Below are 21,628 nucleotides of genomic sequence, written 5' to 3' on the forward strand. Positions count from 1 at the left end.
TCTCACCACTCAGCGAAGGATCCGTCCGGGTGGCTCCACACCGGTGCCCTCCAGCGGTGGCCCGTCCGGTCCGCCCGGCGCACGGCGTCCTCGTCCACGCTCACGCCCAGCCCCGGGGCCTCGGGGCGGCGGATGTGCCCGTCCGGGAACGCGAAGACGTCCGTGTCGAGGACGTAGTCGAGCACTTCGGCGTCCCGGTTGTAATGCATACCGATGCTCTGTTCCTGGATGAGGAAGTTGGGCGTGGCGAAGGCGATCTGGAGGCTCGCGGCCAGGGCCAGGGGGCCCAGCGGGCAGTGCGGGGCCAGGAGGGCGTCGTAGGTCTCGGCGAGGGAGGCGATCCTGCGCACCTCGGAGATCCCGCCCGCGTGGGAGAGGTCGGGCTGGGCGACCGCGATGCCCGCCTGGAGCGCGGGCAGGAAGTCACTCCGGCTGAACAGGCGCTCCCCAGTGGCGATGGGCACCGGGCTGGAGCGGACGACCTCGTCGAGCAGGTGCCCGTACTCGGGCAGGACGGGCTCCTCCACGAACATGGGGCGCAGTGGCTCCAGCAGGGGCAGGACCCGGCGGGCGGTGGCCGCGTTGAAGCGGCCGTGGAAGTCCACCGCCACGTCCCGATCCGGCCCAAGCACCTCGCGCACCCTGGCCAGCCGCTCCACGACGCCGTCGATCTCGCGGACGGTGGCCGAGCGCCCCATCGCCCCCGACGCGTTCATCTTCACGGCGGTCAGCCCGGACTCCACGCGGGCGGCGACCCCCTCCGCCAGCTCGGCGTGGTCGTCGCCGCCGACCCAGCCGTACACGCGCACCCGGTCGCGGACGGGGCCGCCGAGGAGCTGGTGCACGGGGACGCCCAGGCGCTTGCCCGCGATGTCCCACAGCGCCTGGTCGAGCCCGGCGACCGCGCTGGAGAGCACCGGCCCGCCCCGGTAGAACGAGGCCTTGGTGAGGCGCTGCCAGTGGTGCTCGATCGGCGTGGGGTCCTGGCCCAGGAGGAGTTCGGACAGTTCGCCGACCGCGGCCCGCACGGTCTCCGCCCGCCCCTCCACCACGGGCTCGCCCCAGCCGACGACGCCGTCGTCGGTCTCCACCCGGACCATCAGCCACCGGGGCGGGACGAGGAACGTCTCGATGCGGGTGATCTTCACTGCGGTCTCTCCGGATCGTCGTCGGGTACGGGGTTCTCGGTGATGCGGCTCAGGTCCTCCCTGGCCTGGGCCAGCAGGGCGTGCATGGCGGCCTCGGCGGCGAGGGGGTCGCCCGCGGCCACGGCCTCGGTGACGCGGGCATGGCTGGGCACCGGGTCGCGGTGGACGCCCCCGTGGACCAGGCGGTCGCGTTCGGAGAGCCCCGCGGCGAAGAAGACATCGGTGCGGGCGTACAGCTCGTTGTGCGTGGCCGCCAGCAGTGCGCGGTGCCAGCGCAGGTCGGCCTGCGCGGCCGCCTCGGCCTCCTCGGCCGTCTGGCCGCCTGCGGTGTCGTCGATGTCCACGAGCGCCGCCCGCAGCTCGGCGACGTCGGCGTCGGTGCGGCGCCGGGCCGCGAGGAGGGCCGCGGAGGGCTCCAGGGCGTCGCGGAGCTCGGCCAGGTCCCGGAAGAAGACGTCGCCCGCCCCGGCGGCGATCTGCCAGCGGACCACGTCGGGGTCGAGCAGGTTCCAGTCGCGGCGCGGACGCACGAACGTCCCCTTCTTCTGGCGTGAGCCCACCAGCCCCTTGGCCGCCAGGACCTTGATCGCCTCGCGGATCGCGGTGAGGCTCAGCCCGAGCTCCTCGCTGAGCTCGGCCAGGTCGATCGTCGCCCCCTCGCCGATCCGGCCAGAGAGCACGCGCTCCCCCAGCAGCCGCACCGTCTGGCCGTGCACGCCGCGCACCGAGTAGGCCGCCATCAGTTCCTCCGTTCCAGGCGCCCCGTCACGATGACGCCTTGTAGATACTCCACCCTCCGTCCACCGGCAGGCTCACCCCGGTGACGTAGGAGGCGTCCGCGGAGGCGAGGAAGGAGATGACGGAGGCGACCTCGCCGGGGTCGCCGAAGCGGCCGGCTGCGGTCTGGGCGACGCTGGCGCGGCGGTCCTCCTCGTCCACGTCTTCCCAGGCGGCGGTGAGGATGGGGCCGGGCAGGACGCAGTTGACGCGCACGCGCGGCCCGTACTCGACGGCGAGCTGGCGGGTGAGGGCGGTGAGGCCGCCCTTGGTGGTGGCGTAGGCCGGGCGGCCGGGGAGCCCGAACCAGGCGTGGACCGATGAGGTGATGACGACGCTGCCGCCGTTGGCCGAGAGGTCGCCCAGGCAGGCGCGCACGCCCAGGAAGGCCCCCGTGAGGTTGACGGCGAGCTGGCGCTCCCAGGAGCCGAGCGAGGTCGCGTGGGCGGGCGCCTGTTCGACGGTGTAGGCGTTGGAGACCAGGACGCCGACCGGCCCGAAGGCGCTGCGGGCCGACTCCACAACGCCGCCCCAGGCGTCCTCGTCGCTCACGTCGGCGCGCACCGCCAGGGCGCGCCCGCCCTGCGCACGGATGCGTTCGGCCGCATCGTCCAGGCGCGGGGACAAGTCGGTCAGCACCACCGAGGCGCCCTCGGCCGCCAGCCGGCGGGCGGTGGCCTCCCCGATGCCCTGCGCCGCGCCGGTGACCACGGCCGTCACTCCGTCGTGCTTGGAATCCGTCATGTCTCTCCGTTGGCTGGTGTGTGTGCCCGTTCCGGGCCGTTCGGTCACGGGACCGCCGGTGCGAAGACGACGGCGGGTGCGGTGCCGGTGCCAGGGTCGGGGACCAGGGCATCGAAGGGTGCCGGTTCGCCGGGGCGGGTCCGCGCGAGCGTGCGGCCGGAGGCGCCGTGGACCAGGGTGCCGGCGCGCCAGGCGGTGAAGGCCCCGGTCAGGCGCCGTCCCCCGGGCTCCTGCGCGCCCCAGCGGGGCGGTCGGCTCCAGAACCCGTCGGGGGTCACCTCGGCCACCGGCTGCGTGCCCGTGCCGAAGCCGAACCCGATGCGCAGGGCGGTGCCTGCTCCCGGTGGGAGCTCGGTGAGCGGGCCCAGAGCTTCGACCTCGGTCACGCGGTCGACCGGGCGCAACCCGCCCAGATGCTCCAATGGCCGCTCCACCGGCGCCTCCAGCCACACCTCGGCCCGCGATCCCTCGTCGGGGTACTCGGCCCCCTCACTGACGTCGAAGCGCAGGGTCAGGGTGCCCGCTGCGCCGACGTTGGCCAGCCACCCCGAGGCCGTGGGGAAGCCTGCCTTGCCGACGACGTCCTGCGGGGGCACCCGCACCGCCGAGGGCGTGTGCTCCAGAACCCGCGGGTGGCCGTTGCCCGCGATGAGCGGCACGGTGTGGGGGCCCGGCCCCCGGACTCCGATGTAGACGCCGCCGGCGCCGTCGCCCGCGGCGGGGGCTCCGTCGATCTGGGTGACGTTCCACAGCGCCCACCGGCGGTGGGTATCGGAGACGTTGAGCGCTTCCAGGTCCAGCCGGTAGCCGGCGGTGCCGGGCTCCAGTGTGAGGCGCCGGCGCAGGCGCAGGCCCGATCGCGGGTCGTCGCCGCTGGTGAGGGTGAGCACGGCGGAGCCGTCGGGGGCACAGGCGGCCTCGGCGGTGTAGGCGCCGGAGTCCAGGACCGGGTCGGGTGGACCGGCCCACTGGCCGGGGCCGTCCCACCCCTGGGGCGCGGGCCAGGTCTTGTCGCCGCCGACGTTGTTCCACGCGCTCATCGGCCCCTCCACCGGGCCCAGCGCCACACCCGCCATGGGCCGGAGGTCCTCGCCCAGCAGGCGGGGGTTGCGGTAGAGGTGCTCGCGGCCGCGGTGGCGCACGGACAGGACCCGGCCGCCCAGCCCGGGGGCCGCCACAAGCCGGATGACCCCGTTGTCGAGCACCACCAGTTCCTGCGCGCCGGAGCCATCGCGCCGGATCTCGACGGGGGCGCTCACCGCCCCTCCCCGTTGACCAGGCACACCTTGCCCCTGCTCTCGCCCGCGGCGAGCCGGTAGGCGGCGTCGGCCTCGGCGAGGCCGAAGCGGTCGGAGACCACCCGCTCCGGGGACAGGCCCCACCTGACCAGGTTCACCGACAGCTCGGCCATGGCGGGCAGCGAGGTCACCCAGGAGGCGTAGAGGGTGAGCTGCTTGTGCAGGAGGGTGTCCGACACCTCGGTCTCCAGGGTGCCGCCCTCGCCGACCAGGGAGACCCGGCCCCATTCGGCCGCGCCCTCCAGGGCCAGGGAGCGGCCCGCGCGCGACCCGGAGCAGTCGATGGCCGTGGCCGCGCCCCGTCCGGCGGTGGCCCGGCCGATCTCCTCGGCCGCCTCCTCAGGGGAGGCGAGGGCGTCGAAGACGTCCAGGGCGGCGGCCCACTCCCGGCGCCGCCGGTTGGGCTCGACCCCGATGACACGGGCCGCCCCCATGCCCCGGCCGATCATGCCCGCCGCCAGGCCGACCGGTCCCAGGCCCACGACGAGCAGGTCGCCGTCGCCGTTGACCGCGATGCGCCGCAGGCCCTCGTAGGCGGTGCCGAACCCGCAGGCGATGAGCGCGCCGTCCACGAAGGAGAGCTCGTCGGGCAGGGGGACGCAGGTGGACTCCTCCGCCAGCAGGTATTCGGCGTGGCCCCCGTCGCGCTGCCAGCCGTAGGCGGCCCGGCCCGGATCCGTGCAGCTGATCATGTAGCCGCGGCGGCAGTTGTCGCACCGGCCGCAGCCGGCGATGTGGTAGACGATGACCCGGTCGCCCGGGCCGAACCTGCGGCACCCCGGGCCGGCCTGCACGATGGTCCCCGAGGGCTCGTGGCCGGCGACGACGCCCCGGTAGGCGGGGCCGTCGATGCCCCGGTGCGTCTTGTGCTCGCGGTAGATGTAGCCGATGTCGCTGCCGCAGATGCCCGAGGCGCCGATCCTCAGCAGTACCTGGCCCGGCCCCGGCTCGGGCACGGGCAGGGTGTCCACGGCCGCGGTGGAGTCGCCGGGCAGGCGCACACCGCGCATGGTCGCGGGCGGCGAGGTGCCGAAGGCCGTTGCGTTCATGAGTGGAGATTCCCCCGTTTCGGGCCGGGACTAGGCGAGCCGGGTGGCGGCGCTGCGCCGGCTGATGACGACGTTGATCAGGACGGCCCCGACGATGATGAGGCCGCGCACCACGTCCTGGAAGAAGGAGTTGACGCCGAGCAGCACCAGGCCGTTGGCGATGACGGTGATGAAGACGACGCCCAGGAACGTGCCGCCGAGCGAGCCGCGCCCGCCCGCGAGCGCGGTGCCGCCGATGACGACGGCGGCGATCACGTCGAACTCCAGCCCCGCCGCTGCGCCGCCGTTGCCCGAGCCCAGGCGGGCCGCGAGCAGCACGCCGGTGATGGCGGAGAGCAGGCCGGTGGTGGCGAACAGCAGGACGCGCACCCGGGCGACGTTGAGCCCGGCGAGCTGCGCGGCCGCGGCGTTGCCCCCGGTGGCGTAGACGGACCGCCCGTAGGCGGTGTAGTTGGCGATGTAGGCGAAGACCGCGAAGAGCACGAGCATGACCACCGCGGCGGTGGGCACGCCCAGAACGGATCCGCCGAGCACGTCGAGCAGGCCGCTCTGGGGCAGCGGCACGGGCAGCGCGTCGGTCATGTACAGGGCCAGGCCGCCCAGCACGCTCCACAGCCCCAGCGTGGTGATGAAGGACGGCACGTTGAACCGGGCCCTGAGCCATCCGGCGAGGGCGCCCCACAGCACCCCCATGGCCAGGGTGACCACGATGGCGCCGATCACGCCCAGGTTCCATTCGGTGGCGCCCTTGGCGGCGATGACCGAGGCGAAGGCGACGGCCGGGCCGATGCTGATGTCGATCTCCCCGGCGATGATCACCAGGGTGACGCCCCAGGCGGCGATGCCGATCGTCGCGGCGTTGCGCAGGAGGCCGAGCTGGTTGTCCAGGCTCAGGAACCCCGAGGCGGTGGCGCCGAGGACGATGTAGAGGATCAGGATGGCGGCCAGGAGGCCGATCTCGTTGAGCCGGCTGCCGTAGCGCCCGATGAAGCCGCCGCGGGCGGGGACCGCCTCGCCGGCGGCCGTGGTGGTGGTCGTGGTCATTGCTACCTCGCCGTTCACGCCGCCATCGCGGCGGCCATGATGTTGTCCAGGGTGATGTCGTCGCCGGTGAACTCGCCGTGCAGGCGTCCGGCGCGCAGGGCCAGCACGCGGTCGCACACCAGCGGCAGCTCCTCCAGCTCGCTGGAGACGAAGAGCACCGCGGCGCCCTGCTCGGCGAGCTCGCGGACGATGCCGTAGATCTGGGCCTTGGCCTCCACGTCCACGCCGCGGGTGGGTTCGTCCAGGAGCAGGATGCGGCTTCCGGCGTGCAGCCAGCGGCCGATGACGGCCTTCTGCTGGTTGCCGCCGCTGAGGTTGACGATCGGGGTGTCGGGCCGGGCCGCCTTGATCGACAGCCGGCCGATGAGGTCGCCGCCGATGGACGACACGCGCGAGGGGAGCACGGTTCCGGCCTGCGAGGCCCCGCCGAACCAGCTCATGACCATGTTCTCGGAGACGCCGAGGAGGGGGACCACGCCCTCTCCCTTGCGGTCCTCGGGGGTGATGCCCACGCCCAGGCGCCGCATGGTGCGCGGGGTGGGGCGGGCCACCGGGGACCCGTCCACCTCCACGGTGCCCCGCGACGGGGTGAAACCGGCCAGCGCGCGCAGCAGCTCGGTGCGCCCGGATCCCATGAGCCCGCCCAGGCCCAGGACCTCGCCGGGGTGCAGATCGAAGGAGACGCTCTCGACCTTGGGCGGGACCGCCAGATCGCGGACCGACAGCAGCGGAGCCACGGAGGCGGGGGCGCGGCGCCGCGGCGCGGCCTGCGCCTCTTCGCCCTCGTGGCCGAGCATGAGGGAGACGATGCGGGCGGTGGTGGCGCCGCGGACGGGCACGGTCTCCACGACCGCGCCGTCGCGCATGACGGTGACGGTGTCGGCGACCCGGCGGATCTCGTCGAGGCGGTGGCTGACGTAGATGACGCCCACGCCGCGGGCGGCGACGCGCGTGACGGCCTCCAGGACGGCCTCGGCCTCGGCTGCGGCGAGGGCGCTGGTGGGCTCGTCCAGGATCAGCAGCCGGGGCCGCGCCCGGAAGGCGCGCGCGATCTCCACGAGCTGCTGCTGGGCCAGGGGGAGCTCGCCGACCCGGGTCGCGGCGGAGATGGCGACGCCGAGTTCGGCGAAGACCTCCTCGGCGCCGGCCCGCATGGCGCCGTAGTCGATGCGCCCGCCCGCCTTGGGCCAGGAGCCGAGGTAGAGGTTCTCCGCGGCCGACAGCTCCGGGACGAGGCTGAGCTCCTGGTAGACGGTGCCCACGCCGAGCTTGGCGGCCCCGCGGATCCCGCCCTGGCCGAGCGGGTGGCCGCCGATCTCGATCTCGCCCTCGTCGGGCGCCTCCACGCCCGACAGCAGGCGGATCAGGGTGGATTTGCCGGCCCCGTTGCGCCCGAGGAGGGCGCGGACCTCGCCGGCGCGGATCTCGAAGTCGGCGCGGTCCAGTGCCGTGACTCCGGGGTAGCTCTTGGTCGCGCCGCGGACGCGGGCCACGACCTGGGGGCCGGGCGCCGTCGCGGCGGGGGTGTCGCTCATGGGGTGCTCCGAAGGTGGGACGAAGAGTGGGCGGGGTGGGGCGTCGGAGGCCGGGGCATCAGGGGATGCCGTCCGGGTGCGCCTCCAGCCACTCCTCGCCGTCCTCGGGCGTGGTGTAGAGGTCGATGGGCGCCGGGGTGATGAACTCCTCGGAGGTGTCGCCCGCGATGATGCGCGCGACGGTCTCCCCCGCCAGGAGCCCCACCGCCGTGCCGGAGATGTCGACGTTGGCCTTGAGGATCCGGTGGTCGGACAGCGCGCGGGCCGCGTCGGTGGACATGTCGCTGCCGAAGACCACGACCTCCCCCTCCTTGCCCCGGTTGCCCACGGCGCGGACCGCGCCCATGGTGGCGCCGCCCGCCTCGCCGTAGAAGGCGTCGAGGTCGGGGTGGGCGGTGAGGAGCCGTTCGCCCACGTCGACGGCCTCGTCGATGGTGGCGCCCTCCTGGTTGGCGACGATCTGCGCGCCGGGCAGGCGGCCGGTGAGCGCCTCCTCGAAGCCTTCGCGGCGCTGCACGCAGACCTCGACGAACTCGCAGTTGAGGACGGCGATCCGGGGATCCGCCACGCCCTCGCCCTCGAAGTGGTCGGCGGCGGCCTCGCCGAGCAGGCGCCCGAACTCGTGGGGGTCGCCCAGGACGTAGGAGGTCACGTACTGCCGGGCGGCCTCGTCCTCGATGCAGGTGTTGTAGCAGACCACCGGCACGCCGCTGTCATGCGCCAGGCGCACGGCCGGGATCGAGGCGGTGGCCGAGACCGGCGACAGGACCAGGGCGTCGACGCCGGCCGACGAGGCGACGTCGACGAAGGTGCTCTCCTCGGAGGCGTCCCCGCGGGCGTTGAGCTCCAGGAGCTGGAGCTCGCGCCCGGACTCCCCGGCGTAGTCCTGCATGCCCTGGCGGACGCCGGCGTAGAAGCCCTGTGCGTCCATGTAGACGACGCCGATCCGGCCGTCCTCGCCGAGCCGCGCGCCGCACCCGGCGAGCAGCAGCACGCACAGGGCGGCGCTGAAGGCGGCGAGCGCGCGTCCCGGCGGGCGCGGGGGTCGTCTGCCCATGGGGGTCCTCCTCGACATAGGGCGCACGCGCTCACCTGCGCGGACGTCGTCCTCGAACTGTCGGAGAGCATGACAGAGTGACCTAGGTAACGTCAATAATAAATAGTAATTAATTATTTTTCGAGTGCCGTGGGGCACACGGCGGCCCGGACGCCCACGGTGCACGGAGGCACGCGCAGCGTCCGGGCGGCGTCGTGGCCCGGCCGGGTATCCGCGGCGGGTCAGTCCGCCAGGTGGGCTTCGAGTGCGTCGGCCGCCGCGGCGGCCCCGTCCGTGGCGCGCAGCTTCTTGCCCATCTCCGTGACGTTGCCGCGGATCCATTGGTCGGCGTGGACACCGTCGACGCTGCGGCGCAGCAGGTCCGCCGAGATGTCGGCCATCCGGAGCCGGAGCCCGAACCCCAGCTCCTCGGACCGGCGGGCGTTGGCCTCCTGCTCGGCCATCTGCGGCACCGCGACCATCGGAACGCCGAAGTACAGGGACTCCATCGTGGAGTTCATCCCGGCGTGCGTGAGGAACACGTCGGCGCGGCGCAGCACCGCGGGCTGCGGGAAGTAGGGGCGGATGTCGAAGTTATCCGGCGCACGGCCCAGTTCGGCGGCGTCGACCCGGTCGCCGATCGCCATCGCCACCCGCCACGCGCCGTCGCCGAAGGCCTCCAGGCAGGCCCCGAAGAAGCCCGGCTGGTTGTTGAAACCGGTGCCCAGCGAGATGAACAGCAGCCGCTCGCCCGGTTCGGGCGCCTGCCAGCCGTCGTCGCCGGCGCGGGCGCCGATGGAGGGGCCGACGAAGTGGAAGCGCTCGTCGAAGGTGTCCCCGGCGACCTGGAAATCGCGGGGGATGAACACGATGTTGAGCGGCGCCGGCGCGCCCTCCATCGGGCTGACCGGCGTGACGCCCAGCTCGGCGGCGAGGCGCTCGCTCGACTGTTGCAGCAGCGGAAGGACCATCGTCACAGGGTTGCCGGCCGAATCGCCGGGCAGGAGGTCGCGCAGCGACAGGTTCTCGTGGGAGGCGTGGCTGGCGTACAGCGCGACGCCGGGCAGGCCGAGCCGCTCGGCGGTGAAGCGGCCGACCATGTCCATCGAGTCGTAGCACACCGCGTCCGGCCGGTCCGCCGCGAGATGTTCCTCCAGGGCCGCCACGCCATCGCGGGTCATGCCGACGAAGAAGTCCAGCATGCGGCCCATGAAAGCGGGGTCGAACCCCGAAGACGGATCGGGCATAGCGCCGGGCCCGGGCATCTCGCCGGGCAGGGACAGCGGGGTCGCTCCGGCAGATGCGACGGCGGGGTGGAACCCCTCGTTCACGGCGTAACTGACGCGGTGGCCGCGGCGCACGAGCTCCCGAACCAGCGGCAGCGTCGGGTTGATGTGCCCGTGGGCGGGCATGCTGGAGAAGGCGAAGTGCATGGGTCTCTCTCTTTCGGGCTCGTAAGGGGCCGGGTTACAGCGGCCGGCGGAAACCCTTGACGGCGAAGGCGATCCCGGCCAGGCACAGCACGGCGCTGGTGGCCACGGCCATGACCACGCCGCTGCCGACGGGCAGGCTGAGCGCGAGGTTGCGGGATGCGTCCACGGCGTAGGTGAGCGGGTTGACCTGCGCGATAACCCGCAGCCAGGCCGGGAGCGTGTCCAGTGGGACGAAGGCGCTGGAGGCGAACATCAGCGGGAACATCGCCAGGAAGCCGATACTCTGCATGACCTCCTCCTTGCGCACCCAGGTGGCGATGGCCAGGAAGACCCAGGTCAGCGCCCAGGCCACGAGCAGCGCCAGCAGTGTGGCCGCGAGCACGCCGCCCAGGCCGCCCGCGGGGGTGAACCCGAACAGCACGGTCGCCACGAGCAGCAGGACGACCAGCTGTGCCGCGGTCCGGGCCAGATCGGACAGGCTGCGGGCGATCAGCACCGAACTCAGCCCGATGGGCAGCGACCGGAACCGGGCGATCACCCCGTTCTTCATGTCGGTGATCAGCCCGACACCGGACTGCATCGAAGCACCGATGCCGGTGGTGACGAGGATGGCGGGCATCAGGTAGTTGATGTAGCTGTCGCCCTGCTCGGCGACGCTGCCCAGCATCGCCTGGCCGAAGACCTGGCTGAACAGCACCAGCATGATCAGCGGCTGCAACAGGCTGAAGATGACGACCTGCGGGTCCTTGACCATGGCGCGCAGCGACCGGCCGGTGAGCACGCGGACCTGGGTGGCGAAGCCGGCGCCGTGCCAGTCGCGGCGCGCCGCCGCCGGCCGCTCGCCCGCTGCGGGGGCGCTTGTTCTCGTGGTGGTGGTGGTCATCGGGTTTCCCATCGGGTTCAGGCCGCGGCCGGGTCGGGCTGGTGGGCGAGGGTGAGGTAGACGTCGTCCAGGGTCGGCTCGCCCAGGCCGAGGTCGCCGACCTCGATGCCGGACTCGTCCAGGGCACGGACGACGCCGGCCAGCTCCCGGGACGCCGTTACCGGCACGGTGAGCGCGTTGCGCTGCTCGTCGTGGGTGGGCGTGAAACCGGCGGCGGCGAGGGCGCGCAGCGCCTCGGCGAGGTCGCCGGGATCGGCGAGGGTCGCGGTCACCGTGCGCTGGCCGACCTGTGCCTTCAGCTCCGCGGCGGTGCCCGCTGCGACGACCTTGCCCGCGGAGAGCACGGTGATGGTGTCGGCCAGGCGGTCGGCCTCGTCGAGGTACTGGGTGGTCAGCAGCACGGTGGTGCCGTCGGCGACCAGGGTCTCCACGATCTGCCACAGGTTCAGCCGGCTCACCGGGTCCAGGCCGGTGGTCGGCTCGTCCAGGAAGACCACGTCCGGACGCCCCACCAGGCTCGCGGACAGGTCGAGCCGCCGCCGCATGCCGCCGGAGTAGCCGCTCACGGGCCGCTTGGCCGCCTCGGTGAGGTCGAAGGTCGCCAGCAGTTCGTCGGCGCGCTGCCGAGCCTCCCGCCGGCTCGCGCCGAGCAGCCGCGCGATCAGCACCAGGTTCTCGTGTGCGGAGAGCTGTTCGTCCACCGAGGCGAACTGGCCGGTCAGGCCGACGCGGGCGCAGACCTCGCGGCGCTGGGCGACCACGTCGAACCCGGCGACGCGCGCGGTGCCGCTGCTGGGCGGCAGGAGCGTGCTGAGGATGTTGATCAGCGTGGTCTTGCCCGCGCCGTTGTGGCCGAGGAGGCCGAGGACGCTGCCCTGCGGGGCCTGGAGGCTGACGTCGTCGAGGGCGGTGACGGTGCCGAACCGCTTGCTGACGTTGCGGACGTCGATGATGGACTCGCTCAACGGGATCCTCCCGGGGTGTCGTGGTCGTCGGTGTCCGTCAGGGCCCCGTGCAGCAGCACGTCGATGCGGGTGCGCACGGCGGCCCGGCGGTCCTGGTGCCCGGTGGTGAAGCCGGGCCCCGCCACGAGGGGGATCGTCATCCGGGCGAGCTCGTCGGCCGGGACCCGGAAGTGTTCGCCGTGCTGGGCCAGCACGGAGGCGATCGCGGTGGAGACGTCGTCGACGTAGTCCATCGGGGGCCGGGGACCGCGGCCGCCGGGGCGCATGGGCGGCTTGTGCTTGCGGATGTCGTGGCCGCTGGTGACCAGGACCTGGATCAGGTCGCCGAGGCGCGCGAAGTCGTCGTGGACGAGCAGCGCGGCCTCGGTGAGCCGGGTGGCGACGTCCCCTTCGGTGGGAAGCCGCCGGATCGCGGCGCACACCTCGTCGCTGCGGAAGGCCGCCGTCACGCAGGCGTCCAGGAGTTCGTCCTTGTCCTGGAAGGCGCGGAAGACGGTGCCCTCCGCGATCCCGGCGGCCTGGGCGATCTGGCGGGTGGTGATGTTGGCGCCGTGCTGGGCCAGCAGCGGGAGGGTCGCCTGCACGATCGCCTCGCGCCGCTCGTCGGGCGCCATCGCGGAGGCCCGGCGCCGGGGTTGTTGCTCACTCATGCCATGGAGCTTATGAGTGAGTACTCACTCAGTCAAATGCCATGCGGGTGCGCCGGCAGGGCCTCCCGGCGCTCGTGCGGTCGCGCGACCTTCGAACCGCCAAGAGGCCCTGCGGGTACGACGTCCTCGGATCAGCGGGACACGCTGAACTCCGCCCCCGGCCCGGTGGCCGCGTCGGCACCGACCCACACGTCGAACGCGCCCGGTTCGAGGACCCACTCGCGTGCCGCGGTGCTCCAGTAGCGGCGCTCGTCCGGGCCTACGGGGAAGGTGACGGTGGCGCTCTGCCCGGCGTCGAGCCTCACCCGGCGAAAGCCCTTGAGCAGCCGCAGCGGCCGCGCCGAGGACCCGGACCGCTGGTGGAGGTAGAGCTGCGCGGTCTCGGTCCCGGCGCGATCGGACACGTTCGCGATGTCGACGGAGACGTGCACGGTGCCGTCGAGCGCGATCGTGTCGCGGTCGACGGTGAGCGGGCCGTACTCGAAGGACGCGTAGCTCAGCCCGAACCCGAAAGGGAACAACGGGCTGCTGGGGTCGTCCCAGTAGCGGCGGTGCCGGTTCTTCGGGTCGTGGGACCGGGTGGCCGCGTAGTGGATGGGCACCTGCCCCACCGACCGCGGCCAGGTGAACGGCAGCCTGCCGCCGGGGTCCGCGTCGCCGAAGAGCAGGTCGGCCACTGCGGCGCCGCCCTGCGTGCCCGGGTACCAGACCTGGAAGATCGCGGGGACGCTGCCCGCCGCCCAGACCAGATCGAGCGGGCGCCCGCTCATGACGAGGAGGACGACCGGGGTACCGGTGGCGACGACGGCCTCCAGCAGCTCCTGCTGGCGCCCGGGAAACGCGAGCGACGACCGCGACGCGCCTTCACCGATCTTGTCCTGCTGCTCGCCGAGCACGACGATCGCGACGTCGGCCGCAGCGGCGGCCGCGACGGCGCGGGCGAACTCCGCATCCTCGTCGAAGTCCTCCTCCGCGGCCGGGCCGCCGCCCGCGAACATCTCGAACATCGAGGGGAACAGCCGGCCCGGCTCGGCGATCCCCCGCGCGTAGGAGACCTCGGCCCCGTCGCCGGCGCGGTCGCGGATCCCCTCAAGGATCGTGACGGTCTCGTCCAGGTCGAAGTCGAACACCCACGGCCCGAGGGTGTCGCGGCGCGAGTCGGCGAGGGGGCCGATCACCGCGATCGAACCGCCGTCCTGCGCGGCGAGGGGGAGCAGCGCCCCCTCGTTGCGCAGCAGGACCGCAGAGCGTGCCGCCGCCTCCCGCGCGACGGCCCGATGGGACGGATCGGCCAGCACCGTGCGCGCCCGGTCCTCGTCCACGTAGGGCCGGTCGAACAGGCCCAGCCGCTCCTTGGCGCCCAGGATGCGCCGCACACTCGCGTCGACCCGTTCGATCGGGACCTCACCGCTCTCGACCGCGGCGACGAGGCGGTCGAACGCCGGATCGGCGATCGCCATCTCCAGGTCGACGCCCGCGCCCAGGGCGCGCACGCCGGCGTCGTCGAGCCCGTCGGCGAAGTGGTGGGTCGCCAGGTCACGGACGGCGTTGGCGTCGCTCACCACGAACCCGTCGAAGCCCAGTGCCTCGCGCAGCACATCGGTCAGCAGCCACCGGTTCCCGGTGGCAGGGACCCCGTTGAGCGGCATGTACGCCGACATGATGTTGGCCGCCCCCGCGTCGATGGCCGCCTTGAACGGAGGCAGGTAGACGTTCCACAGCTCCTGCTCGGACACGTCGGCCTCGTCGTAGTCGCGTCCCCCCAGGGCGGCCCCGTAGGCGGCGAAGTGCTTGGGCCCGGCGAGGATGCGGCCGGACCCGGCGCCCACCCCCGCCCCTTGCAGGCCCCGCACCTGCGCGGCCGCGACGACACCGCCCAGGTAGGGGTCCTCCCCCGCGCCCTCGACCATCCGCCCCCACCGCGGGTCCCTCGCTATGTCGACCATCGGGGCGAACGCCCAGTGGATGCCGACGGCGCGGGCCTCGGCGGCCGCGACCGACTGGGCGCGCTCGATGAGCCCGGCGTCCCACGACGCCGCCAGGGCGAGCGGGACGGGCATGATCGTGCGCAGCCCATGGATCACATCGAACCCGAACAGCACGGGGATCCCGAGCCGGTTCCCCTCGATCGCACGCGCCTGGAGCCGGTTCACGGCAGCGGGATCGGAGACGAACAGCAGCGCACCCGCTCCCCCGCGGTCCAGGGCCGCCTCGGCACCGCGCGGCTGCGCCGCGGCGTCGAACTCGGGGCCGCCGTCCGTGCTCGCGCCGGCGGGCAGGTCGAAGTGGAAGTACTGGATGAGCTGCCCCACCTTCTCGGGGACGGTCATCTCAGCGAGGAGGCCGTCCACTCTCGACGGCTCGGGGTCGGCTGCGTTCATGCTTCCTCCGTTGCGTGGTGTCGTCGCGCGGACGATGGCCCGGGCATCGCCGGCGGTCACGAATGGCCGCTCTGCGCCCGCGCCGCCCGCATCGCGGTCCAGCGCTCTTTCAGTACCCGGGCAACGGACTTCGGGCGGCGGTCGCGGGTGAACACGCCCTTCTTGTTGCCGTCGACGCGGTGCACGCCGCTGGTGGTCTGGAAGTCGGCGAAGTTCCAGATCTGCTCACCGGTCACGGCCGGGATCCGGTCGAACACCCGGTGGTACATCTCGAGGAAGTCGATCTGGTACTCCTCGCTCCACGGCCCGGGAAGCACGCTGTGCAGCCCCGAGAGGGTGTCGACGCCGTACTCGGTGAAGACGATCGGCTTGTCGTAGGCGGCCGCCCACCCGCGCAGCTCCTCCTCCAGGTGGGCCTCCGCCGCGCCCAGGTCGCCGGTGTCCGCATACCAGCCGAAGTACCGGTTGAGGCAGACCACGTCGAACAGGTCGGCGATCCGGTCCGTGTCGTAGCGGGCATCGCCCTGGTTGGCGAAGGTGACCGGCCGGGTGTCGTCCAGCCCCCGCGTGAGGGCCACCAGCGGCTCGAAGTACTCGCGTGCACCCTGCTCGGCCGACGCCGGCTCGTTGGCGATGCACCACATCACCACGCTCGGGTGGTTCTTGTCGCGGGCGATCAGCTCGCGGATCGCCTGCGCGTGCGCGTCGCGGGTGGCGTCGTTCATCGCGTCGGGCGAGAACGTGGGCCGGGTCGCGTAGCCCAGCCGGCCCGCGGCCATGTTGAGGTGCAGGCCGACGGCGGCGGTCTCATCGATGACGACGATGCCGTGCCGGTCGGCGTAGTCGAGCCACTCCTCCGCATAGGGGTAGTGCGAGGTGCGGAAGGAGTTCGCGCCGATCCACCGCATGAGCTCGAAATCGTGCACCATCAGCGCGTCGTCGTGCCCCTTGCCGCGGATGGCGGAGTCCTCGTGCTTGCCGAACCCGGTGAAGTAGAAGGGCTCGCCGTTGATGAGGAACTCCTGCCCGCGGACCTCCACCGTGCGGATGCCGACCGGCAGCTCATAGGTATCCCCGTCATCGCCGTATCGAGCCTCCAGCACGTAGAGGTAGGGCGCGCCGGGCCGCCACAGGCGCGGCCGCGCGACGTGCAGTTCGCCCGTCGCGCCCTGCGCAGTCGCCACCACGGCGCCGGCCTCGTCGCGCAGGCGCACCGCCACGCCGTCCGGTTCACCGCTGGTGCCGACCGTGTAGGCGACGGTGGCGGTGCGCTCGTCGGCGGCGGCGGTGTGCACGGTGATGTCGGTGAGGTGCCGGATGGGCGTCGTGTAGAGGCGGACGCTGCGCGGCAGACCCGCGTAGTTGAAGAAGTCGTGCCGGTAGACCTGCCGGGACCGCCCGTTGTCATCGACCGTCACCGTGCCGGGCGGGATGGTCGCCGAGGTCAGGCGGTTGTCGACGGCGATCGTCACCCGGGCCCGTCCGCCGGGGGTGACCAGGGAGGTGACGTCGGCTTCGAACGGGGTGTATCCGCCCTGGTGCCCGGCGACCCGGTGGTCGTCCACGTAGACGGTGCCGGCGTGGGTGGCGGCGTCCACGCGCAGGACGATCCGCTGACCCGCCCACGTGGCGGGGACGTCGATGACGCGCTGGTACCAGGCCACGCCGACGTGGTCACGGACCCCGGGGTCGGTGAAGACGTCGTTGTAGCTGGCCGGCACCGGCGCCTGCCGGGTCACCGCCAGCGGGGCCTCCCATGGCCGGCTCCCGGCCTCGTGGTCGAGGGCGAAGGTCCACAGGCCGTCGAGGGGCCGGATGTCGCGGGAGCGCGACGTTCGGGGCGTGAGCATGCTGGTCTCCTGTCCGCGGGTCGGTCGGTGGTGGTGTCGATGGTGGCCTCGATACGCTGGCAACCGGTTGCATCCGTGCGGTGCGCCGGCGCGTCGCGTGTCGCTGCGGGGCGGTCTAGGTGCGCGGTCCGGTGGAGGCGCGCAGGACGAGCTCGGTGGGCAGGAGTTCACCCGTGTTCTCGGAGGTCAGCAGGGTGCGGACGGCCCGCCGGCCCGCTTCGAGCAGCGGCATGCGCACCGTTGTCAGCGGCGGCGTCGTGAAGTCGCTGCCGAAGATGTCGTCGAAGCCGATGAGGCTGAGATCGCCGGGCACGTCGAGGCCGCGCTCCGCCCCGGCCGCGAGCACGCCGAGCATCATCAGGTCGTTGTAGCCGATCACCGCCGTTGCCGGGGACCGCACCAGCGCATCCACAGCGGCGGCGCCGCCCTCCCGGGTCGGCGCGGTGTGGCCGAACACGACGACCTCCGCATCGCGGGCGCGGACGGCCTCTTCGATCGCTTCGCGGCGCCGTTCGCTGATCCAGGAGGTCGCCGGCCCGGGGAGGTAGCCGATCACGCGGTGCCCGAGCGCCACGAGGTGCTCGACGGCGGCGCCGACCCCGGCGGCCAGGTCGGGCAGCACGCCGACGACGGCCCCGCCGACGTCACGGTTGATGGTGACCAGGGGCTTCTCCCGCGCAAGGGCGCGGATGGCGGCGTCGTCGAGGCGGGTGGTGGCCAGGATCAGGCCGTCCGCGGAGTGCAGGAGCCGCCGTGCGGCGGTCGCCTCGCGTTCGCCGGATTCCTCGGACTCGGCGATGAGCAGCGTGTAGTCGTGGGCGGCGGCCTCCTGGGCGGCCCCGCGGATGATGCCGAACACCACGGGGTTGGTGATGTCGGCGACCAGGACGGCCAGCGTGCGGGTGCGCCCGGTGGGCAGCGCGCGGGCGATCGGGTTCACCCGGAACCTCAGCTGCTCGGCGGCGGCCATGATCCGCTCCACTGTCTTGGCGTTCACCCGCCCGGGCCGGTTGAGCGCCCGCGACACCGTCGACGGGTCCACGTCCGCCAGGCGTGCGATGTCATAGATCGTCGGGGCACCGCTGGGCCGGCCGCCCGGGCGCGGGCCTTCGTCGACCGCGGAACTCACCTGGCCACTCCCCCTGCCATCGGCCCGCCACCGTCCTGCGTACCGCCGGCGATCACGGGGCATCCGCCGTCATCGGCCGGGCGTCGCGCAGGCGGATGCGCTGCGCGCGGCGTTCGGCCTGCCGGTCGGGGTCCGACAGCGGAGAGGCCAGCAGCAGCCGTTGCGTGTAGGGGTGCCGCGGGGCCGTGGTGACCTCTCCGGCGGGTCCCCGCTCGACGATGTCACCGCGGTAGAGGACGGCGACCTCGTGGCTGATGTGGCGGACCACGTCGAGGTCGTGGGAGACGAACAGGTAGGAGACCCCGGTGTCCTGCTGGATCTGGAGGAACAGGTCGAGCACGTGCGCCTGGGTGGTCAGGTCCAGCGCGCTGACCGGCTCGTCGCACACGATCAGCCGCGGGCGCAGCGCGAGCGCGCGGGCGATGGCGATGCGCTGGCGCTGGCCGCCGGAGAACTCGCGCGGCAGCCGGTCCGCGGCGTCGGCGGGCAGGCCGACCCGGTCGAGCAGTTCGCGCACGCGCGTGGCGGCGTCGCGGCGGCTCACGCCCTGGATCGTCAAGGGCTCGGCCAGGATGTCGCCCACCCGCATCGCGGGGTTGAGGGAGGAGTAGGGGTCCTGGAACACGACCTGGAGGTCGCGGGCCATGCGCGCCCGGTCACGGCGGCCGATCCGGGAGATGTCCCGGCCGTCGAAGCGGATCGTGCCGCCGGTCACCGGGGCCAGGCCGAGGACGGCCCGCCCGATCGTCGTCTTCCCCGAGCCGGACTCGCCGACGAGCCCGAGCGTCCGGCCCGCGGGGATCGCCAGGGACACGCCGTGAAGGATCTCCACGGGCCGGCGGCGCAGCCCTTTACCCGGGTAGGAGACGACCAGTCCGTCGATGTCGAGCACGTTGTCCGTCACGCGGTCGCTCCTGTCGTTGCGGTCAGCATCGTGAGGGGCTCCTTGCCCGCGAGCATGGAGTCCAGCAGGGTGCGGGTGTACGCGTGCCGGGGCGAGCCGAGGACGTCGCGCACGGCGCCGGTCTCGACGATGTGCCCGTGCTGCATGACCGCGACGCGGTCGGCGAGGTCGGCGACGACGCCGAAGTTGTGGGTGACCAGCACGATGGCCACGCCGAGCTCGTCGCGCATGCCGCGCAGCAGCTCCAGGACCTCGGCCTGCACGGTCACGTCGAGCGCGGTCGTGGGCTCGTCGGCGATCACGAGATCGGGGTCGCAGCCGACCGCCCCGGCGATCAGCACCCGCTGCGCCATGCCGCCGCTGATCTCGTGCGGGTAGAGGTCGTAGGTGCGCCGGGGATCCACGATGCCGACCCGGTCGAGCAGGTCCAGGACACGCGTCTTCGCGTCGGCCCGGCTGAGGCCGAGCAGTTTCACCATCGGGCGATTGAGCTGATGGCCGACGCTGTAGTTGGGGTCCAGGTTCGACATCGGCTCCTGCGGGACGTAGGCGATCCGGGTGCCGCGCAGCGCCCGCAGCCGCGCGTGGGACACGACGCCCTCCGCGGGCCGGACCGTGTCGACGCCGTCGACGGTGATACCGCCGGCGACGATCCGCGCCGAGTCGGGCAGCAGCCCCAGCACCGCGAACGCGGTCTGGGTCTTCCCGGACCCCGACTCCCCGACGATGCTGAGCACCTCGCCCTTGTCGACGTGGAAGCTCACTCCGTCGACGACGCGCTTGACGGCGCCGTCGGACGTCGGGTACCCGATCGCCAGGCCCCGCACGTCGAGGAGGTGGCCGTCCGTGCCGGGCACGGCTGCGGCGGGGGCGCCGGCGGGGACGGACGCGTGGAGGGTTCCCGGCGGCGCGGCCTCCGCCCCGGCGTGCGCGGCGGCGCCCTTGGCCGAGCGGGCGGCCTTCACCTTGGGGAGGTCCTCCAGGGCGTCGCGCAGTGCGTTGCCGAGCAGCACGAACGCGGCGACGGTGAGGCCGATCGCCAGCGCGGGCCACAGCATGACCGTCGGTGCGACGTAGATGTTGCGGAACCCCTCGCTCAGCATCGCGCCCCACGTGGGCTCCTGCGGGCTGCCGAGGCCCAGGAACTCGATACCGGACTGGATGCCGATGGCCACCCCGGCGATGAGCGCGGTCTGGATGATGATCGGGGCGCGGACCACGGACATGACATGACGGGTGATGATGCGCGCGTCGCCGAGCCCGGACGCCCGGGCGGCATCGACGTAGAGCTCATTGCGGACCGACTGCACCGCGGTGCGGGTCAGCCGGAAGTAGGAGGGGCTGATGAGGACGCCGAACACCACCATGGAGATCCACACCGACGGGCCGAACGCGGTGCGGACGGTCAGCAGCACGATGATGGCGGGCAGGCTCATCAGCAGATTGGCGGCCCAGCTCGACGCGGAGTCGAACCCGCGGCCGTAGTAGCCGGCGATCAGGCCGGCTGGCAGCCCGATCGCGATCGCGACGACGGCGCACAGCAGCGCCGACAGCAGCGTGAGCCGCCCGCCCCAGAGCAGCCGGCTCCACACGTCGCGCCCCGCGCTGTCCGTGCCCAGGAGGTGCCCGGCGCTCGACGGCGCGAGCGTGTCGCCGATCTCGGCGTGGTTGGGGCCGTAGGGGGCGAGCAGCGGTGCCAGCACCGCGGCGAGCACGATCAGCACCAGCACGGCCGTCGAGACGATGCCCAGCGGGTTGCGCAGGACGCGGACGATGACGGGCCGGTGCCGGGTCGCCGGCTCGGCGGGGGCGATCGCGTCGGTGGAGGTCATGAGGTGCGCACCTTCGGGTTGAGCCAGCCGTTGGCCAGGTCGACGGCCAGGTTGACGAGGATGACGATGCCGACCGTGTACAGGACGACGCCCATCACGATGGGGATGTCGCCGTTGACGGTGGCGTCGACGGCGAGCTGGCCGATCCCGGGGATCGCGAAGATCCGCTCGATGATCACGGCGCCGCCGAGCAGGCCCACGAATTGCAGGCTCAGCACGGTCAGGCCCGCCGGTGCCGCGCCGCGCAGGACGTGCTTGAAGAGGATCTCCCCCTCCCCCAGGCCGCGGCTGCGCAGGGTGCGGACGAAGTCGCGGTCCCGTTGGGCGATCACGGCCGAGCGGATCTGCTGGGCGCTGGCGGTGACGTAGTTGAGCACGATCGCGATCACCGGCAGCGTGAGCGAGGCGACCCACGCGTCGGCACCGGCCCCCGGTGTGATGCTGCTGACCGCGGGGAAGACCGGGAGCCGGACGGCGAAGAGCGTGGCCAGCACGATCGCCAGGACGAAGCCGGGGACGGCGTCGCCGACGACGGCACCGATCTGCACGGCGCGGTCGACCCATCCGCGCTTGACCGCCGCTGCCGTTCCGAGGACGGTCGCGAGCACGGTGACGAGGACCATCGACACCGTGACCAGCGCCAGCGTCACCGGCAACCTGGTGGTGAGCGCGTCGGCGACGGTGAGCGTGCCGAACCAGCTGCGCCCGAGATCGCCGGCGAGCGCGTCGCCGGCCCAGGTGAGGAAGCGCACGGCGAGCGGCTGGTCGAGGCCCAGTTCCTGCTCCTTGAGCGCGACCTGCTCGGGGGTGGCCTGATCGCCGACGATGTTGCGGGCGATGCTGCTCCCGTTGAAGAAGAGCAGGGTGTAGGCGATCGCGCAGATCACGACCAGCAGGACGAGCCCGGAGCCGAGCCGTCGGAGGGCGAAGAGGATCACAGGTGCTCCATTGCCAGGGGTGGCCCTCGCGC

18 protein-coding genes are annotated in these 21,628 nt (G+C 73.1%); all 18 read right to left on the minus strand.

All coding sequences use genetic code 11. The features are described 5' to 3' along the window. Window positions 1-2: 2 nt before the first annotated feature. The 18 genes from dgoD to ACFOVU_RS10015 all read right to left on the minus strand — a co-directional run bounded on the left by dgoD (window position 3) and on the right by ACFOVU_RS10015 (window position 21,596). A complete protein-coding gene (gene dgoD, locus ACFOVU_RS09930) occupies window positions 3-1,148 on the minus strand; it encodes a galactonate dehydratase (RefSeq protein WP_378532096.1) in 1,146 nt (381 codons plus the stop codon). After that, the gene (locus ACFOVU_RS09935; RefSeq protein ID WP_378532098.1) at window positions 1,145-1,888 is read right to left on the minus strand and encodes a FadR/GntR family transcriptional regulator; all 744 of its coding nucleotides are present in this window, start codon (window positions 1,886-1,888) and stop codon (window positions 1,145-1,147) included. Before ACFOVU_RS09935 ends, dgoD begins: the two co-directional genes overlap by 4 nt. Before the next feature lie 25 nt (window positions 1,889-1,913). After that, on the minus strand, window positions 1,914-2,669 hold the full coding sequence (locus ACFOVU_RS09940) for an SDR family NAD(P)-dependent oxidoreductase (protein ID WP_378532100.1): 756 nt from the start codon (window positions 2,667-2,669) through the stop codon (window positions 1,914-1,916). A gap of 44 nt (window positions 2,670-2,713) precedes the next feature. Further along, the gene (locus ACFOVU_RS09945; protein ID WP_378532102.1) at window positions 2,714-3,928 is read right to left on the minus strand and encodes a DUF4380 domain-containing protein; all 1,215 of its coding nucleotides are present in this window, start codon (window positions 3,926-3,928) and stop codon (window positions 2,714-2,716) included. Then, the gene (locus tag ACFOVU_RS09950) at window positions 3,925-5,016 is read right to left on the minus strand and encodes a zinc-dependent alcohol dehydrogenase family protein (protein ID WP_378532104.1); all 1,092 of its coding nucleotides are present in this window, start codon (window positions 5,014-5,016) and stop codon (window positions 3,925-3,927) included. The genes ACFOVU_RS09945 and ACFOVU_RS09950 overlap by 4 nt, the downstream gene beginning before the upstream one ends. 30 nt (window positions 5,017-5,046) lie before the next feature. Continuing rightward, on the minus strand, window positions 5,047-6,060 hold the full coding sequence (locus ACFOVU_RS09955) for an ABC transporter permease (protein WP_378532106.1): 1,014 nt from the start codon (window positions 6,058-6,060) through the stop codon (window positions 5,047-5,049). 14 nt (window positions 6,061-6,074) lie between these two features. After that, a complete protein-coding gene (locus ACFOVU_RS09960) occupies window positions 6,075-7,595 on the minus strand; it encodes a sugar ABC transporter ATP-binding protein (protein ID WP_378532108.1) in 1,521 nt (506 codons plus the stop codon). Window positions 7,596-7,653: 58 nt separating this feature from the next. After that, on the minus strand, window positions 7,654-8,652 hold the full coding sequence (locus ACFOVU_RS09965) for a substrate-binding domain-containing protein (RefSeq protein WP_378532110.1): 999 nt from the start codon (window positions 8,650-8,652) through the stop codon (window positions 7,654-7,656). Window positions 8,653-8,873: 221 nt separating this feature from the next. Next, entirely contained in the window at window positions 8,874-10,064 is a 1,191-nt protein-coding gene (locus ACFOVU_RS09970) for a macrolide family glycosyltransferase (protein ID WP_378532112.1), read from the minus strand. A gap of 34 nt (window positions 10,065-10,098) precedes the next feature. Further along, entirely contained in the window at window positions 10,099-10,947 is an 849-nt protein-coding gene (locus ACFOVU_RS09975) for an ABC transporter permease (RefSeq protein WP_378532114.1), read from the minus strand. Window positions 10,948-10,964: 17 nt separating this feature from the next. Next, on the minus strand, window positions 10,965-11,912 hold the full coding sequence (locus tag ACFOVU_RS09980; RefSeq protein WP_378532116.1) for an ATP-binding cassette domain-containing protein: 948 nt from the start codon (window positions 11,910-11,912) through the stop codon (window positions 10,965-10,967). Then, window positions 11,909-12,562: a TetR/AcrR family transcriptional regulator gene (locus ACFOVU_RS09985; RefSeq protein ID WP_378532117.1), complete on the minus strand. Its 654-nt coding sequence runs from the start codon at window positions 12,560-12,562 to the stop codon at window positions 11,909-11,911. Before ACFOVU_RS09985 ends, ACFOVU_RS09980 begins: the two co-directional genes overlap by 4 nt. A 131-nt stretch (window positions 12,563-12,693) precedes the next feature. Next, window positions 12,694-14,943, minus strand: coding sequence for a glycoside hydrolase family 3 N-terminal domain-containing protein (locus tag ACFOVU_RS09990; protein ID WP_378532119.1), 2,250 nt, complete (start codon window positions 14,941-14,943; stop codon window positions 12,694-12,696). A 56-nt stretch (window positions 14,944-14,999) separates the two neighbouring features. Further along, on the minus strand, window positions 15,000-16,793 hold the full coding sequence (gene uidA, locus ACFOVU_RS09995; protein WP_378532121.1) for a beta-glucuronidase: 1,794 nt from the start codon (window positions 16,791-16,793) through the stop codon (window positions 15,000-15,002). Window positions 16,794-16,908: 115 nt separating this feature from the next. Next, a complete protein-coding gene (locus ACFOVU_RS10000; RefSeq protein WP_378532123.1) occupies window positions 16,909-17,922 on the minus strand; it encodes a LacI family DNA-binding transcriptional regulator in 1,014 nt (337 codons plus the stop codon). Between the two features lie 52 nt (window positions 17,923-17,974). Then, window positions 17,975-18,826 (minus strand): ATP-binding cassette domain-containing protein, encoded by an 852-nt coding sequence (locus ACFOVU_RS10005; RefSeq protein WP_378532125.1) that lies wholly within the window; start codon window positions 18,824-18,826, stop codon window positions 17,975-17,977. Next, window positions 18,823-20,658, minus strand: coding sequence for a dipeptide/oligopeptide/nickel ABC transporter permease/ATP-binding protein (locus tag ACFOVU_RS10010; RefSeq protein ID WP_378532127.1), 1,836 nt, complete (start codon window positions 20,656-20,658; stop codon window positions 18,823-18,825). The genes ACFOVU_RS10005 and ACFOVU_RS10010 overlap by 4 nt, the downstream gene beginning before the upstream one ends. Further along, the gene (locus ACFOVU_RS10015; protein WP_378532129.1) at window positions 20,655-21,596 is read right to left on the minus strand and encodes an ABC transporter permease; all 942 of its coding nucleotides are present in this window, start codon (window positions 21,594-21,596) and stop codon (window positions 20,655-20,657) included. Before ACFOVU_RS10015 ends, ACFOVU_RS10010 begins: the two co-directional genes overlap by 4 nt. Window positions 21,597-21,628 lie beyond the last annotated feature (32 nt).

The sequence above is a fragment of the Nocardiopsis sediminis genome (assembly GCF_042650565.1).
In the GTDB taxonomy this organism is placed as follows: Bacteria; Actinomycetota; Actinomycetes; order Streptosporangiales; family Streptosporangiaceae; genus Nocardiopsis_B; species Nocardiopsis_B sediminis.

Excerpts from the sequence above, each read along its gene's own strand:
- ACFOVU_RS10010 (WP_378532127.1), bottom strand. The coding sequence starts at position 20,658 with ATGACCTCCACCGACGCGATCGCCCCCGCCGAGCCGGCGACCCGGCAC.
- uidA (WP_378532121.1), bottom strand. The coding sequence starts at position 16,793 with ATGCTCACGCCCCGAACGTCGCGCTCCCGCGACATCCGGCCCCTCGAC.
- ACFOVU_RS09940 (WP_378532100.1), bottom strand. The coding sequence starts at position 2,669 with ATGACGGATTCCAAGCACGACGGAGTGACGGCCGTGGTCACCGGCGCG.
- ACFOVU_RS09960 (WP_378532108.1), bottom strand. The coding sequence starts at position 7,595 with ATGAGCGACACCCCCGCCGCGACGGCGCCCGGCCCCCAGGTCGTGGCC.
- ACFOVU_RS09985 (WP_378532117.1), bottom strand. The coding sequence starts at position 12,562 with ATGAGTGAGCAACAACCCCGGCGCCGGGCCTCCGCGATGGCGCCCGAC.
- ACFOVU_RS09955 (WP_378532106.1), bottom strand. The coding sequence starts at position 6,060 with ATGACCACGACCACCACCACGGCCGCCGGCGAGGCGGTCCCCGCCCGC.
- ACFOVU_RS09935 (WP_378532098.1), bottom strand. The coding sequence starts at position 1,888 with ATGGCGGCCTACTCGGTGCGCGGCGTGCACGGCCAGACGGTGCGGCTG.
- ACFOVU_RS09950 (WP_378532104.1), bottom strand. The coding sequence starts at position 5,016 with ATGAACGCAACGGCCTTCGGCACCTCGCCGCCCGCGACCATGCGCGGT.
- ACFOVU_RS09965 (WP_378532110.1), bottom strand. The coding sequence starts at position 8,652 with ATGGGCAGACGACCCCCGCGCCCGCCGGGACGCGCGCTCGCCGCCTTC.
- ACFOVU_RS09975 (WP_378532114.1), bottom strand. The coding sequence starts at position 10,947 with ATGACCACCACCACCACGAGAACAAGCGCCCCCGCAGCGGGCGAGCGG.
- ACFOVU_RS09970 (WP_378532112.1), bottom strand. The coding sequence starts at position 10,064 with ATGCACTTCGCCTTCTCCAGCATGCCCGCCCACGGGCACATCAACCCG.
- ACFOVU_RS09990 (WP_378532119.1), bottom strand. The coding sequence starts at position 14,943 with ATGAACGCAGCCGACCCCGAGCCGTCGAGAGTGGACGGCCTCCTCGCT.